Origin of the sequence: Mesorhizobium sp. M7A.F.Ca.ET.027.03.2.1, from assembly GCF_003999175.1 — a bacterium.
Taxonomy (GTDB): Bacteria; Pseudomonadota; Alphaproteobacteria; order Rhizobiales; family Rhizobiaceae; genus Mesorhizobium.
In genome coordinates this window covers 1-14,978 of sequence record NZ_RZOM01000026.1, presented here as the reverse complement: position 1 = coordinate 14,978, position 14,978 = coordinate 1, and the positions used below count along the sequence as shown (strand labels likewise).

Genomic DNA, 14,978 nt, shown 5'->3' with positions numbered 1-14,978 from the left:
GGTTTCGCGGGCCACGGCCTTACGGCAGGAACCCGCGAGGGAAACAGGCTTCAAGCAGTCGAAGCGCGGCGGAAGCCGGCACGGGCTGGTCAGGATTTTCTCCCTGAGCGGCTCGGAAATGATCTTCCTTGGCCATTGCCTGCTGGTGGTAGCGACAGTTCGGCTGGGGCTGACGCTGCTGTCCTACAATCGTGTACGCAGCCTGGTGACGCGCCTAGACGCGCGGCAGTGCGCTTCAATGGGCGAACTGCGGCGTGTCGCCTGGGGCGTTGCCGCCGCGGCCCGTTTCGTCCCTTACGCTACGTGCCTGACCCAGGCGCTCTCCGGCCAGTATATTCTCGCCCGCCAAGGCAATGAATCGACGATACGCATCGGCATCGAACGTGGTACGGGCGAGCAGTTGAAAGCACATGCCTGGCTGGTCAGCGACAACCATATCGTGCTTGGCGGATCGATCGACGGCTTCGCCCATCTCGTCGACCACAGCAGCCGATGAGCGGCGTCGCCGGAATCCTGCTGCGCGGAGCACACGCACCGGCGGTCGCGGCGGCAGACATTCAGCAAATGCTGGCGCGCATGCGCCATCGCGGTCCCGACGGCAGTTCTTGGTGGCTGGACACCAGCATCGCCCTTGGCCACGCCTGGCTCAACACATCGGATGAGGTCGGCCCAGGCCCTTTTACGATGGCTGGCGGCCGGCTCGCCATCACCGCCGATTGCCGGCTGGACAACCGTGACGAGTTGCTGGCCAGGCTCGGTATCCGCGACCAGTCGGTGGCCGACGCGATGGTGCTGATGCGGGCCTATCTGCGTTGGGGCGAAGCCTGTCCGGAGCATCTGCAAGGCGATTTCGCGTTCGCCATCTGGGATGACGAGCGGCAATCGCTGTTTTGCGCGCGCGATCATTTTGGCGTTAAGCCGTTCTACTACCACGCGGCGGACCGGCGTTTTGCCTTCGCGTCCGAGATCGGGCCGATCCTGGGCGTCGAAGGTATCCGCGCACGTGTCAGCGAGCGCCAGATCTCCGGCTTCCTGGCCGGGCTTCCCGACGACCCGCAGTCGACCCCCTACAGCGATATATTCAGCCTGCCGGCCCGCCACAGCCTGACCGTCACCGCGCAACAGGTGATGTTGCGTCGATACTGGCAGATCGAGCCGTCGGCGCGGCCCTTGCGGTCGGATGCATCGGAGGAATTCGCCCATCTGTTCTCGCAATCGGTGCGCAACCGCATGCGAGGGACCTCGGCAGTCGGCGCAATGCTGAGCGGCGGCCTCGATTCCTCATCTATCGCCTGTGTCGCCGGCCTGCAGAATGCCGCTGCGCGCAAGCCGAAGCTGCCGACCTTCTCGCTGGTTTTCGAGAAGGGCTCGCCGATGGACGAGCGGCCCTTCATCGATGCCGTTCTCGACCAGCAGAAGGTCGACGCGACACTGATCCCGGTCGGCAACTATGCCCCATTCGCCGAATTCGAACGCGTGCTGGTAGAACAGGAAGGAACGTTCCTGGCGCCGGGCCTGACGCTCACCCGCGGTGTCTACCGGACTGCCGGCGCCAAGGGCATCAAGGTGCTGCTGGACGGCCATGGCGGCGACGAGGTCGTTTCCCAAGGCCATGGTCACCTGCACGAGCTTGCGAATGGCGGCCGATGGATGGATCTGTGGCGCGAGGTCCGCAGCGCCTCCAATACCTATGGCGACAGCACGCTTGGCCTTTATCTCCAGTTCCTGACCCTCTACGGGCCGGCCTGGCGCATCGCCAAGCTGAGGCATCTGGCCAACCGTGCCCTGAACAGGATCCGCAAGCCCGCGCAGGTGCAGCGCGCACGAAGCTGGCGCGACCTGATCAATCCGGACCTTGCCAAGCGCACCGAGCTTGTCGACCGGTTTCACCGGGCCGGCTATATGCCGCCCGGCGTTCAGGCCAGCGACGCCTTGAGCCATCGCTGGATCCTGTCGAACGGCTATGTCCCGCATGCTTTCGAGGTTCTCGACAAGGCCGCCGCCAATTTCGGCGTCGAGCCGCGATACCCATTCTGGGACAAGCCGCTGGTCGAGTTCTGCCTGGCATTGCCGGGCGAGGAGAAGCTGAGCCACGGCTTTGGTCGCTATGTGCTGCGTCGCGCCATGCAAGGCGTATTGCCGGAGGCGGTGCAGTGGCGACGCGACAAGATCGACTTCACCGCCAATCTCGTCAACGGCATGCTGCGCAATCATCGCGACCTCCTGGAACAGCTGCTGGTCTCGGATGCAGGCCGCATCGCGCCTTATGTCAATCTGCCGCAAGTGAGTGCTGCCTATGCGCGACTGCTGCGCCAGCCCGATCAGGCAGCCCCCCTGGATGTCCAGTATGTCTGGCGCTCGGCCTCGCTGTCGCTCTGGCTGCGGCAACTCCAGCACGGCGGGAGCCCCACGTGATGCCGCGCAACGAGCCGATGGCCGCATACAGTGATAATCCCCATCCGCATGGCCGGGCCATGCGAGAACGCCGCTTCTACCGCGCCTATGGTCTGACCATCGCGTCGGAGGTGATGTTGCCCGAACTGCAGCCGGCGCCGCCCGGGGCGGCGGATGTCGTGATCGCCGTCGGCGCGATCGACCTGCCAAAGCCGGCGCCCGAAGCCGCGACCGACTTTCGCTTCGAGGCGGACCGGCAATATCTGGCCTGGCATGCCGTGGGCGCGTTCCTGATCACCGATTCCAACCGTATCGACATTGAACCGGCGCCCGGCGTCGACGACGCGCTGCTGGCGTTTCCGCTGCTCGGCCCGGTCATGGCGCTGCTCTTGCACCGGCGCGGCCTGCTTGTCCTGCATGCCAGCGCCATCGCCGCCGCCGGCACGAGCGCCATCTTCATGGGTGACAAGGGTGCCGGCAAGTCGACGACCGCAAGTGCGATGATCCGGGCCGGGCATCGACTGCTTACCGATGATGTGGTGGCGCTGGACCTCGCCAATCCGAGTGAGCCAATGACCGTTCCGGGCTTTCCGCAGATCAAGCTGGCGGCCGACGCCGCGGCGGCGATCTCGCTCGGGGAAGCGGAAGTGCGGCCGCAAGTGCATCCGGCGATCGACAAGATGCAGCATCGCCTGAACGGTGACTTTTCGGGCGATAAGGTGCCGGCGACCAGGATCTATATCCTCGAGCGCGGCGAAAGGGCTGGCATCACGCCCTTGCCCGCCATTGCCGCCCTGCCGGCCATCATCAAATTCTCCTATGTGACGCGCTTCGGCCGCGCGGCCCTCCCCGGCGACTTCGCGGCGGCGCATCTTCAGCAATGTTCATGGATTGCTAACCATATCGGCGTGTACCGGCTGGAAGTCCCGACGGGCCTGGACAGGATCGGCGAAGCCGTGGAGCTGATCGAAAAGGATCTGTCGGCTGGCAGCCGGCGGTCGTGAGCGCAACCATGTCGAAGCCCCCAATCCTTCGCCTGTCGCTGTTTCGAGAAATTGCCGCATTCGGCGCGGCCATTGCCCGGATCGGCGGCCGGCGAACATGGACGGCGCTTTTCTTCCTCATCCTCGGCAGCCTGACCGAGGGCATCTCCATCCTGCTGCTCATCCCGCTGCTGCATCTGGTCGGACGCGCCGACCAGGATTTCGCTGTTCGGCTGCCCAACAATGATTTCGTGCGCTGGCTGGTGCCTGACGGCACGCTGCAGCTGACGACCGTGCTTTGCGCGCTGGTCGGGCTGGTTGCAGCGCAGGCGGCGTTCAATCGCTTCAAGTCGGTCTACATGGCCAAATTGCTGTTCGATTTCGTCAACCGCGTTCGCATGAACCTGTTCGAAAGCATCGGCAAGGCGCGCTGGGGCGTTTTTACCCGCATGCGCAGTTCCGACCTCGATCATGCCCTGACCGGCGACATCGACCGCGTCCAGGGCGCGGGGTTCTCACTGCTGATGCTGGTGCAGATCGCCGTTCTTCTGGCTGGCTATCTCCTGGTTTCCATGTTCATCTCGCCGGTCATGACGCTGTTTGCCGTCGTCATCGGCATGCTGATGTTCGTGGCGCTGCAGCCCTTCCGGACACGGGCCACTGCCTTCGGCCGTGTGCTGACCGCCAATCGCCAGGATCAGTACCGGACGGTCTCGGAATTTCTCGGCGGCATCAAGGTGGCCAAGAGCCTGAATGTCGAGGACAGCTATTTCGCGCAGTTGCGGTCGACGCTTGAAAGGATGAAGGCCGACAACATCGACTATGTGCGCAACAGCACCATCGGCACCGCGGTATTCCAAGTGGCGAGCGTGGTGGGCCTGAGCCTGTTCATCTATGTGGCTTTGGTTCGCTTCAACCTGTCGCTGGCCGAGATCGTCGTCCTGCTCCTGGTCTTCATGCGCATCGCGCCGCGCTTCATGGACATGCAGACGCAAGCCCAGCAAGTGCTGATCAACCTGCCCGCCTTTACGGCAATGCGCAGCCTGCAGGCACGTTTCGATGCCGAACGCGAACCAGGCCATACCGAGTTCGCCGACGCCGGGACACTCTCCCTCAATACGGGATTGAATATTCGCGGTGTCTCCTTCGCCTATGGAGATGCTGGCGACAAGGTGGTGGTGAGCGGCATCACCTTCGGCCTGCCCGCCGGCAAGGTCACCGCCCTGATCGGCCCGTCCGGATCGGGCAAGAGCACGATCGCCGATATGCTGCTTGGCCTGCTGGAGCCCACCACCGGCATGATGCTTGTCGACGGCGTCGAGATCGATGCCAGCAATCGCCGTCGCTGGCGCGACCAAGTGGCCTATGTGCCGCAGGACGTGTTCCTCCTGCACGACACGATCGCGGCGAACCTGCGCCTTGCCGCGCCACGGGCCAGCGATGGCGACCTGTGGGCCGCGCTGCATCAGGCGCACGCCGGCGAGTTTGTCGAACGGCTCGACCTCAGGCTCGAGACGGTGGTCGGCGATCGCGGCGTGCGGCTCTCGGGCGGCGAACGCCAGCGCATCGCGCTCGCGCGCGCGCTGCTGCGCAAGCCGTCACTGCTCATCCTGGACGAGGCGACCAGCGCGCTCGACTGGCAGAACCAGTCGCTGATCGCCAGGTCGATCGACGGATTGCGCGGCACGATGACGATCCTGACCATCGCGCACCGGCCGTCGATGATTGCCTTCGCCGACTGGGTGGTGGCGATGGAAAACGGCCATATCGTCGAGGTCGGCCAATATCAGCGGCTGAAGGAAAAAACCGGCAGCCGGTTGTCGAGGATGCTGTCGGGGGAACAGTCAGAGGGCGAACCCGCCGATGTCGCGTGAGCCGGCGACCAAGTCGCGCCGAAACGGATTCACGCGGCGCCTAGTCTCTTGTTTCGAAGCATGCCTACAAACCGGGGGCAGGTTTGAGCAATCTGCATCAATGCAGGCCGCGCCTGGCACCGCCCAGCTTCTCGCTTTCGGCGACCTCTGGTGCGTTCAGTTTGCGCTCGGCGTCACGGGCTATGTCGGCAGGCGTCGGCGCGCTCCTGGCGATCATGGTGTAGATGAGCACGAAATAGCCGGCCTGAATGATCACGGCGCAGATGATGACGCGCACCAATATCGTGCCTATCGACGCTCCGCCCAGCCAGGACCAGCCGACGACGATCGCCAGAGCGAAAATCATCCCGAGGATGAATTTTGGAAGTGCCATACCCAACAGCCCATAAACCGGCTCGGGTATTATCACGATTGCCCCACCCGAGCGCCGTCCCTTGTCATGTGGGCTTGTTAAGGTCGCCCACTCTCGACCGGTTGCTTCCGGCCTTTTCCACCTGTCGTCACCGTGACAGGTATAATTTGCAATTCTATTAAGGCGAGCAATAGGCGGCAAGGGCAACTTCGGATATTTTTGATCGAGCTTTTGCGATCGACTCTGCCATGCTGCAATGCACGCAACGGGAGCTAAGCCGATCTCCTCTCCTCGGCATTTTTCAGTAAGATAGACAATATTAAGTAGTATTTTATACGGTTTTCACCAAGCATCAGGGCATGATAAAGCACTAATTTGCAGCTTGCCTTGGCAAATAGGTAGGTCCGCCTAAAAACCGCCCCACAAAGGCCTCTATTTTTTCGGCCGTGCCCATTTATTGTCACAAATGTGCTAAATACGCCGAAATTTGTGCATGACAAGCTTATTATTTAGTCAATTCATGACGTGACTATTTCAATGGGGTGGTAAATTGTGTGTTGCGCTGCAACATTTTTTTGGTATCGTGCGCTGAACCATTCGTTCAACGCATGGAGTTTACGGCATGAGGGACGTTGCCAAGTCGGCCACGGCGAGCTTTTCGCAGGCTGACATCGATTTTCCGCCACCGATCGGCGGCTTGCTCAAACGCAGCTTCGATATCGCCGGTTCACTGATTGGACTGATCGCACTCAGCCCGCTGTTTGTCATGATAGCGCTGCTGGTCAAGTTTTCCGACGGCGGCTCGATTTTCTACGGTCACAGGCGAATTGGACGCGGCGGGCGGATTTTTCCTTGCCTGAAGTTCCGCACCATGGTTCCGGACGGCGACAGGGTATTGGCAACCTATCTCGCCACCAACCCGGATGCCAACGCGGAATGGATCGCCACCCGCAAGCTGAAGAACGATCCGCGCGTTACCCGTGTCGGAGCTGTGCTGAGGAAACTCAGCCTCGACGAGCTGCCGCAGATCATCAACATCCTGCAGGGCGACATGAGCCTTGTCGGCCCTCGTCCGGTCGTGCGCGACGAGCTGGAGATCTATGGCACGTCCGCCGTCTATTACCTGAAATCCCGCCCGGGCCTGACTGGCCTGTGGCAAGTCAGCGGCCGCAACGATGTGTCCTATGACAGCCGCGTCGCCTTCGATCGCCACTATGTCGAGAACTGGTCGCTGTTCGAGGACGTTCGCATCATCATCAAGACCGTCCCGGCCGTCTGGATGTCGCGTGGTTCTTACTGACCGGCCGGTGGCCAATGCCAGACATTGGCATCGGCCATTCGACGCAAGCTCATCGGGCGATGGGGCTATAACGGATCGGAACGTTGAGTTGAAAACAGATTTGTTCGAAGCCTTTCGCAGCGGCCCGGATTCCGGCCGGCTGCGGCGGGCGCGTTTGCTGGCCACATGCCTTGCCATGGCGCTCGTCGTCCCGCACATCGCCGCCGCCGGCGACTATCGCCTCGGCTCGCAAGACAAGCTCACCATCCGCGTCGCCGAATGGCAGACAGTCGAAGGCACATTTCGTGATTGGTCGGCGGTGAATGGCGAGTACACGGTCGGTCCATCCGGTACGCTGTCGGTGCCGTTCGCCGGCGAGTTGCCGGCATCCGGCAAGACCACGTCCGAAATCGCGGCGGCGATCGGCGAGGCGCTGCAGAAAAAGCTCGCTTTGTCGGACCGACCGGAAGCCTCGGTCGAGATGGCGCAGTTCCGGCCCTTCTACATTTCGGGCGAAGTCCAGAACCCAGGCCAATTTCCTTATGTCCCGGACCTGACGGTGTTGAAGGCAATCAGCGTCGCCGGCGGCATCAGGCGCAACGCCGATTACGGCCCCCAGCTCGGCAAGGACCTGGTCACCGCCAAGGGCATGTTCGACATCTCCGACGACCAGCGCATCCGACTGATCGTCAGGCGCGCCCGCATCGATGCGGATATGGCCGGCAAGGCGAGTTTCGACGTGCCGAAGGAGGTCGAGGGCGATCCGAGACTGCCAGCCATCGTGGCGGACGAGATGACGATTCTGACGGCCGACCAAAAGGCGCTGAAGCTGAAACTCGAGGCGCTCGACGACCTGAAGGGGGTTTTGGAATCTGAAATCGAGTCGCTGCAGAAGAAGATCGTCAATCAGCAGCAGCAGGTCGACTTGGCGCAGCAGCAACTCGCCAGCATCGGTCCGCTGGCGCAAAAAGGCCTGATCGCCAATGCCCGACTGCTGGATTCGCGCCAGTCCGTGGCCGACCTGCAGGGCAAGATCCTGGACTACGAAACCGCCATCCTCACCGCCAAGCAGGCGATCAGCAAGGCGAAGCAGGATGCTATCGATGCCCAGAACACCTTGAGTTCAAGTCTCGCCACTGACCGGCAGCAGACCGAAGCCGACCTGAACGAGGCCGCGTTGAAGGTGAACATGCAGAAAGGCCTGATAGCCCAGGCCAGCGATCCCGCGATGGCGGCCGCTATGACAAATGATCAGCAGCCGACCCTGCTCTATTCACTGGTGCGCAATGTCGACGGCAAGACCACCGAAATAGCCGCCAAGGAAGAAACCCCGGTGCTGCCTGGCGATGTGATCAAGATCAAGCTGGCGCCGCTGGCCAGCCAGTAGACCGACTTCCAACACGATCCAGTGTTTCGAGCCAGAGCCTCACCCGACAAATCGGGATGAGGCTCTGGCTCAGTTGTTTGAACATCTCCCTGCGGAAACCATAATAGCCGTCTCGGGATCGAGGCTTCCCGTCCGAGCACATGCTTGCTCAAAAAAGGAAGGCCGCTCCCTTCAGCCCGCGAGATGATAGTTTATGAGGGACCGGCGCCCGCCGGATGGCCGGCATACCGAGGCCAGTCAGTCTCGCCCCCGGCCGCGTCAGCCGGCTCCAGAGCCGGTGACCGCCGCCTGCGGGTAACGGGCAGCCGCGCCAGCTTGAAGAAGCTGAAATACATCAGGAAAGAACCCATGATGTAGGGATTCAGTATCTCGACCTCGACGAAGGAGCGGATCAGCAGCAGGACCATCACGCCGAAAAGGATCACCGAGTCCGCCTGCCATGCCTTGAAGATCACCGCCGAGACGTGGCCGTAGAGCGTGCGCAGCATGATCAGCGACACCAGCGTCGCTCCGACGAAGCCGAGTTCGACGAGGGCCTCGATATAGGTGTTGTGGAAGTGGAAGCCGGTGCGGGTGGTGATGTAGAATTCGTTCCACAGCCGCTCGGCTTCAGCGAAGCCCTGCACCCAATAGGCGGCATAGCCGACGCCGAGAATCGGCGATTTCTGGACCGTGTTCCAGCCTTGCTCCCACAGATAGGTTCGCCCGGTGAGCGTCGAATCCTTGCCGAAGAGGCCGAGGACGAAGTCCATCAGCCCGAGATTCAAGGCGACGAAGGCCGTCACGACCAGCAGCCCCGCGCCGATCAGGAAGATGACCCGGCGATAGCGGCGTGACAGAAGTTTGCTCATCGCAAGAAGCGCCACCAGCGCCAGAACCGCGGGTATCGAGGCCATCGAGGTGGCGGAATGCGAGGCGACCAGGACATAGGCCGACAGCAGCACGACGGGCACCGCCAGTATGAAGCTCAGCCGGCCGCGTCTGTAGAATGCAAGGAAGACAACGCAGAAATAGATGCCGAGCGAGCCGACAAAGCCGATCTGATTCTTGGAGGCGAAGGCGCCGACGAAGTTCACGGTGCCGTCGAGGACATCCTCGGAATAGTTCCCGACCTTCAGCGAATAGAGAAGGACGACGAATATCCCGACCAGCGCCCCTATGGTCAGCGTGCGCACGCTGACGGTGCGCGCAGCTACGTAGGCGCAGGCAATATGGGAAAAATACTGGACCGACGTCCTTGCGGTGACGCCGGGAGCCTGCGACCAGAAAACCGAGAAGCAGATATAGGCCGCAAACAGCAGCGGCAGCCAGGCGCTGGACAGATGCCGCAGAAACCGCCGGTAATCGACCAGGATGAGCGGAAGCCAGACCGCATAATAGGCCAGGATCAAGATTTGGCCGAAGATGACCGAATAAGAAAACGCCCAGATCGAAACGGCTACGGCAAAGGCGCCATAGACCGAATTCTTCTCGGGATCGATAAGCAGGGACTTTGGAATCTTCATCTCAGGGTTCCGCCGACACGACCCAGGGCCGGCAAGCCATGAGCCGGCCGGAATCTTCGCAAATATGGGCGTGCAATAAACGGCGTCTCCATTGTGCAGTGCAATATAACCTATTGCGCCCGGCGCTCAATGGCAAATCCGGTCACCTTGTCTTACAGCGAGGCATCTGCGGAGAGATCAGCCGCTACCAAAGCGCTCCGCCGGTGATCTGGATGTTCTCCATGGTGATGCCCTTGGCGAGATCCGAGCACAGGAACACCGCCAGAGCCGCGATCTCCTGCGGCTGCAGCATGCGCTGCTGCGGGTTGCTTTTGGCGATCTCGGCCATCGCTTCCTCAGCGGTGCGCCCCTTGCCTTGGCGCTCGACGACCTGCGCCACATTGCGGCGCATCAGTTCGGTCTCGACCCAGGTCGGGCTGATCATGACGCAGGTGACGCCATGCGCTGCCCCTTCCAGCGCCACGCAGCGTGTGAGGCCGAGAAGGCCGGCCTTGGACGCGCAGTAGGCTGGGTTGTCCTTCCAGCCGACCGAGGCGGCGGTTGAGCCGATGTTGACGATGCGGCCCCAGCCGCGTTCGATCATGCCCGGCAGTACCGCACGCGTGACGCGGAAGGCGCCCGTCAGGTTGGTATCGACGATCTTGTCCCATAGCGCGTCGGAATGGCCGCAGACCGGCTGCTCCGCGGTCGTCCCAGCGGCATTGACCAGGATATCGGCGGGGCCGATGGCCACCTCGGCGTCAGCCGCGAACCGATTGGCGACGTCGCTGTCGCGCACGTCTAGATGAGCGGCGTGAACCCTCGTTCCGTGGGCGGCAAGAGCCGCACGCACGCGCCCGATCTCGTCCGCGCCGGGATAATAGGCGGCATCGGACCTGTCGGCGCCGGCCGGCGCGATGTAGGAGCCGACGGCGACGTTCGCGCCGGCTTCAGCCAAAGCCGTGGCAATGGCAAAGCCCATGCCCGAGAACCCACCGGTAACGATGGCGCTACGGCCGAAAAGGTTGTTCATGGCGCACGGTCTCCACTTCGTTCCGGGCAGGCAATCAGGCCTGACCGTATTTGGCAATCACACCGGCGCAGCCTCCATCGCCAGCGTTTCATGTTTGCTGGAGCGGTTTGCCTAGCCATTCGCGATAGAAGCCTTCGAGGTCGGGCTCGAAATCGTGGACGATGGGATAGCCAGGTGCCGCCGCTTCCACTTCGTGCAGCGTGCCGCATTGCGGACAGATGAATTCGCGGATCTCCATCCATTCGGGATCGGGGAGATCGCTGTTGGGATAGATTTCGCGCAAAGCCCCCTCGGTGTTGCGGACGTTGATCGCAGCCTTCAGCTTCCAGTTCTTGCGATAGTCGCCGAAGGAGTGGCCGCATTCGCAGCGGGTAATGCGCTCATCGCCGCTCTGGCAGATGAACAGATGGTCCGAGACCGGCAGCAGGATCGGATCTTTCCAGGCGACACGATCCTGATAGACGGCAACCATCTTGAAGAAACGGTCATCGTCCTTGTAGGCACTCATGATCCGCCTTGTCTGTGGCCAGGGCAGCTTGCCTGCGGCCAGATCGCCCAGGACTTCCTTGCTATACGAGGTCATGGCTTTGCTCCCGGCATGAAGATCGATCTGGCATCGACGTTCCAGAACTCGCTGAATTCGCTGGTGAAGCGCGGCGACAGCTTGATCGCGCTGGCGTACATTTTCTTCACCTCGGGGGCGAAATCGGCCTTTTCGACACGACCACGCTCCTTGGCGATCCAATCCACCACAGGGACCGCCTTGGCCAGACGCTCCTTGCGCATGGCGGCGCGGCGCTCGACCGTGGCGTCGATATCGGCGATGGGATAGCCGTCTTCATCGTCCTTCAGCACAATGCCGAAAACCTGGTCCGCCGCTTGCCGGGTGAGAAAGCCGTTCTCGACATCCCAGGCGGTCTTGATCGGATCGCGCTCCAGTACGTCGCCGTAACCACCGCCGCCATTGTAGGAATGGCTGAAGATGTCGCCGGATTTGTGCGGCGCAGTGATGTAGGGGCCCTCGACCACGACATGGTCGCCACCGATGTTCCGCTCGTAGTCGGAGACATGCGGATCGATGCCGGGCGCATGCGCCAGCGGTTCGCCTTTTGCCGCGAGTTCGTGAATGTCTGAGTTGCGCACGGCGCGATGCTTCTGGCAGGTCGGCGCCGGATAACCGCCGCACATGCCGCCATTGTCGAACACGCGCGAAGAATGTTCGGAGGTGTGGAGCCGCAGATGCGACGTCTTGTTGATCAGCCAGGTCGAGACGAAGGAACAGCCGCCGCGATATTTGCCGGCACCGCCGGAGTTGGGCACGATCGAGCGGCCGATATAGACCATCGGCATCGACTGTTCCCAGACCTCGATGTTGCCCATGTCGGATTCCGGGTTCCAGCCGACATAGGCGGTGTCGAGACCATCCTTGATTGCGAGCGCGCCGGAGCCGGCGGCGGCGCATTCAAAATGGGCCATGCCGAACGGCGTGCCGTACTGGCTCTGGCCACCCATTTCGATCATGGGGCTGTTGACCTGACCGACGAAGGCCTCCTCGACGAAGCCACGCGCGATAAAACTGCGCGACAAAAGCCGCTGGAAGACGCCATAGGCTGGCAGCAGCAGCGCCCACGAGGTGGCGGTCGCCACCATCTCGTTGTCGGGATTGGTCCAGGTGCCGTGCGGCAGTTTCAGTTCGGTCGCCATCCAGGCGCCGTCATTGACCAGCCCTTCGAAATTCATGTGCTGGGTCAAGGTGACGAACATGCCGCCATCCATGCCGGCCGGCGTGCAGTTCATCGAATGGTAGCCCCAGGGCTGCGTGCCCTCGAAGTCCATGGTGATCTTGCCGTCGGTGGTGATCTCCATCTCGATCGGGATGTTGTAGAGCCAGTCCGGATCGCCGAGCAGCTGGAAGCCGGGTTTGCCTGCGGTGACGTGGCCGTAAAAAGTGTGGCCGCGATAGATTCCGGGGACGGTGAGCTGGCGGGTGCGGGCGAGCTGGGCACGGCGGCCTTCCTCGATGAACTCCTTCGACACCTTCATCCAGTAGTCGAGGCCGATCTCGGAGATGAGCTGCTTGACGCTTTCGCGCATATCGATGCAGGAGGCGACCTTGGCCTTCTCGTCCAGCACCCAGTAGATCGGCATGCGCAGATTGCGCTCGCAGCGGATGACGTAGTCGCGGCGGATCTCGTCGTTCTCGCCGATCTTCTCGGCGCAGACGAACAGACCCTCGGTGAAGCGCTCCTGCGCGAGACACACATCACCGCCTGGGGTAATGCCGCCGGCCTCCAGCTCGTGGCAGACGGCGCCGGCCCAGCCGACAAGCGTGCCTTCATGAAAGATCGGCACCACGTCCATCACGTCGGGCACCTGCACGGTGCCTATGAAGGCGTCGTTGTTGGCGAAGATGTCGCCTTCGCGGATGCGCGGGTTGTCCTCGTAGCCGTTTTTGATCATCCATTTGATGAAGCGGCTCATCGTATGGACGTGCACCATGATGCCGTTGGAGAGAGCGATGGCGTCGCCCTCGGGCGTGTAGATGGCGACCACCATTTCGCCGACCTCGCGCACGCCGGGCGAGGCCGAGATGCGGCGCGCCATTTCGCGTGCCGAGACGCAATAGGCGCGCAGCTTGGTGTGCAGCGTCTCGAATTTCAGCGGATCCTGGTTGCGCAGCGTGAGTTCCGTGATGCCGTCATAGCAGCCGGTCTCCTCCATCAGCCGCTCGGAATCGAGCAGTCTTTCGCGAAGGCGCAGGGCCGAGGCAGGTTTGTCCAACATGGCGGTCGCCCTCTCAAGCGTGGGTGTAGTGCAGCAGCGTCCATTCATCGACATGGACACGGTCCTGCGGATGAACGACGAGCGTGGTGGCGGGATGTTCGATGATGGCCGGGCCGATGACTTCATGGCCGGGCTGAAGCAGATCCATCTCGTAGAGATTGGCCTTGTGCCAGCGCCCGCCGATATAGGCCTCGCGCACGCCCTTGTGGGCGACTGCCGGATCAGACTTGCCGAGCGGCCGCTTGAGCAGCACCGGCTTGACCTTGTCTGCGGTGGCGATCAGCCCGAGTTCGGTGATGGTGAAGCCGGCTTCGCCATAGCGCGACACGCGATGGTTGACCTTGGCATAGACCGCCTCGAACTCGTCGATAACCCCGCGCATGTCGTCGGCCGAACCGACCTCGGCCAGCGGCGCCATGACTTCGACGTCCTCGAGCTGGCCGGTGTAGCGCATCATCAGGAACGGCACGGTCCTGATCTTCTCCCTGGTATGGCCGTCGGCGATCATCTCGTCGACCGCTGCCTTGGTCAGGTCGTTCCAGACCGTGGTGACCTTGGCGCCGAAGGCGGCCAGCGTAGCCCCGTCGGCGCGTGACGGGATGTCGTGCTGGGTGGAGACGGAATGACGCCGCATGAAATCGGCCGTGGTGCAACCGAAGGCGGAGAAGGCGGCCGCGAACTGGAAGGTGATGATGTCCTTGAAGCCGATGCCCCTGGAGCAGCCGGCCAGATGCAAAGGTCCCGAGCCGCCATAGGACAGCAGCGTGAATTCGGAGGGATGGATGCCTTGCCCGGAAATGACCCGGCGCAGCGCGTTGTTGGCATCGGACTCCAGCATGTCGATCATGCCTTCCGCGGCTTCCTCGACACCAACGCCGAGCACGCTGGAGCACTTTTCCTCGAAGGCGCGGCGCGCCTTTTCGACCTGCAGCACGACCTTGCCGCCCAGGAAATAGTGTGGGTTGAGGCGGCCGAGGATGGCGTCGCAATCGGCGATGGTCGGCTCGGTGCCACCGCGATCGAAGCAGATCGGACCGGGATCCGAGCCGGCGCTTTCCGGCCCAAGCGAGACCTTCTTGGTCAGGGGATCGACCTTGAGGATCATGCCGGCGCCGGCGCCGATCGTGTCGAGATGCAGCGTCGGCACGTTGAGCTTGAAACGGTCCATCAGCGGCTCGTTCTCGATCCGCGTCTGGCCGCGTGTGATGACGCCCATGTCGAAAGAGGTGCCGCCCATGTCCGAGCAGATCAGCGAGTCGTTCCCGATCAGCTTGCCGACATAGGCAGCGCCCAGAATGCCGCCGATCGGGCCGGAGATCATGGTTTCATGCAGGCGCGGGTGGTTGATCGAGGTCAGGCCGCCGAAGGAGAGCAATGTCTGCACGCCATATTTGAAGCCGTATTTCTT

At 62.3% G+C, this 14,978-nt stretch carries 12 protein-coding genes; 6 read left to right on the top strand and 6 right to left on the bottom strand.

Annotated elements, in window-relative coordinates; genetic code table 11:
- From EN750_RS02610 to EN750_RS02595, 4 genes are all read left to right on the top strand, one after another.
- Positions 1-496 (top strand): lasso peptide biosynthesis B2 protein (locus EN750_RS02610; RefSeq protein WP_127395552.1); only part of this gene is annotated, 496 nt, incomplete at its 5' end.
- Positions 493-2,415, top strand: coding sequence for a lasso peptide isopeptide bond-forming cyclase (locus EN750_RS02605; RefSeq protein WP_127395551.1), 1,923 nt, complete (start codon positions 493-495; stop codon positions 2,413-2,415). The genes EN750_RS02610 and EN750_RS02605, both read left to right, overlap by 4 nt.
- Positions 2,412-3,398, top strand: a complete 987-nt coding sequence (locus EN750_RS02600; protein ID WP_127395550.1) for a serine kinase — start codon at positions 2,412-2,414, stop codon at positions 3,396-3,398. Before EN750_RS02605 ends, EN750_RS02600 begins: the two co-directional genes overlap by 4 nt.
- 8 nt (positions 3,399-3,406) lie before the next feature.
- Positions 3,407-5,251, top strand: coding sequence for an ABC transporter ATP-binding protein (locus EN750_RS02595; RefSeq protein WP_127395549.1), 1,845 nt, complete (start codon positions 3,407-3,409; stop codon positions 5,249-5,251).
- A gap of 97 nt (positions 5,252-5,348) precedes the next feature.
- Here EN750_RS02595 and EN750_RS02590 read toward each other — a convergent pair whose 3' ends face one another.
- Positions 5,349-5,624, bottom strand: a complete 276-nt coding sequence (locus EN750_RS02590; RefSeq protein WP_023811582.1) for a hypothetical protein — start codon at positions 5,622-5,624, stop codon at positions 5,349-5,351.
- Positions 5,625-6,225: 601 nt separating this feature from the next.
- On the opposite strand from EN750_RS02590, the gene EN750_RS02585 reads away from it, so the two are divergent.
- Positions 6,226-6,903 carry a sugar transferase gene (locus tag EN750_RS02585; RefSeq protein WP_023811581.1) on the top strand — a complete coding sequence of 226 codons (678 nt, stop codon included), beginning with the start codon at positions 6,226-6,228 and terminating at the stop codon, positions 6,901-6,903.
- A 100-nt stretch (positions 6,904-7,003) separates the two neighbouring features.
- Positions 7,004-8,269 carry a polysaccharide biosynthesis/export family protein gene (locus tag EN750_RS02580; RefSeq protein WP_164761652.1) on the top strand — a complete coding sequence of 422 codons (1,266 nt, stop codon included), beginning with the start codon at positions 7,004-7,006 and terminating at the stop codon, positions 8,267-8,269.
- Between the two features lie 191 nt (positions 8,270-8,460).
- Here the strand turns inward: EN750_RS02580 and EN750_RS02575 are convergent, their stop codons facing one another.
- From EN750_RS02575 to EN750_RS02555, 5 genes are all read right to left on the bottom strand, one after another.
- A complete protein-coding gene (locus EN750_RS02575; protein ID WP_127395548.1) occupies positions 8,461-9,774 on the bottom strand; it encodes an O-antigen ligase in 1,314 nt (437 codons plus the stop codon).
- Positions 9,775-9,958: 184 nt separating this feature from the next.
- Positions 9,959-10,786: an SDR family NAD(P)-dependent oxidoreductase gene (locus EN750_RS02570; RefSeq protein WP_127395547.1), complete on the bottom strand. Its 828-nt coding sequence runs from the start codon at positions 10,784-10,786 to the stop codon at positions 9,959-9,961.
- A gap of 88 nt (positions 10,787-10,874) precedes the next feature.
- A complete protein-coding gene (locus tag EN750_RS02565; protein ID WP_127328812.1) occupies positions 10,875-11,369 on the bottom strand; it encodes an acetone carboxylase subunit gamma in 495 nt (164 codons plus the stop codon).
- The gene (locus tag EN750_RS02560) at positions 11,366-13,570 is read right to left on the bottom strand and encodes a hydantoinase B/oxoprolinase family protein (protein WP_127395546.1); all 2,205 of its coding nucleotides are present in this window, start codon (positions 13,568-13,570) and stop codon (positions 11,366-11,368) included. Before EN750_RS02560 ends, EN750_RS02565 begins: the two co-directional genes overlap by 4 nt.
- Positions 13,571-13,583: 13 nt before the next feature.
- A partial coding sequence (locus EN750_RS02555) for a hydantoinase/oxoprolinase family protein (protein WP_145967370.1) occupies positions 13,584-14,978 on the bottom strand: 1,395 nt, incomplete at its 5' end.

Excerpts from the sequence above, each read along its gene's own strand:
- EN750_RS02605 (WP_127395551.1), top strand. The coding sequence starts at position 493 with ATGAGCGGCGTCGCCGGAATCCTGCTGCGCGGAGCACACGCACCGGCG.
- EN750_RS02595 (WP_127395549.1), top strand. The coding sequence starts at position 3,407 with ATGTCGAAGCCCCCAATCCTTCGCCTGTCGCTGTTTCGAGAAATTGCC.
- EN750_RS02590 (WP_023811582.1), bottom strand. The coding sequence starts at position 5,624 with ATGGCACTTCCAAAATTCATCCTCGGGATGATTTTCGCTCTGGCGATC.
- EN750_RS02585 (WP_023811581.1), top strand. The coding sequence starts at position 6,226 with ATGAGGGACGTTGCCAAGTCGGCCACGGCGAGCTTTTCGCAGGCTGAC.
- EN750_RS02575 (WP_127395548.1), bottom strand. The coding sequence starts at position 9,774 with ATGAAGATTCCAAAGTCCCTGCTTATCGATCCCGAGAAGAATTCGGTC.
- EN750_RS02570 (WP_127395547.1), bottom strand. The coding sequence starts at position 10,786 with ATGAACAACCTTTTCGGCCGTAGCGCCATCGTTACCGGTGGGTTCTCG.
- EN750_RS02565 (WP_127328812.1), bottom strand. The coding sequence starts at position 11,369 with ATGACCTCGTATAGCAAGGAAGTCCTGGGCGATCTGGCCGCAGGCAAG.
- EN750_RS02560 (WP_127395546.1), bottom strand. The coding sequence starts at position 13,570 with ATGTTGGACAAACCTGCCTCGGCCCTGCGCCTTCGCGAAAGACTGCTC.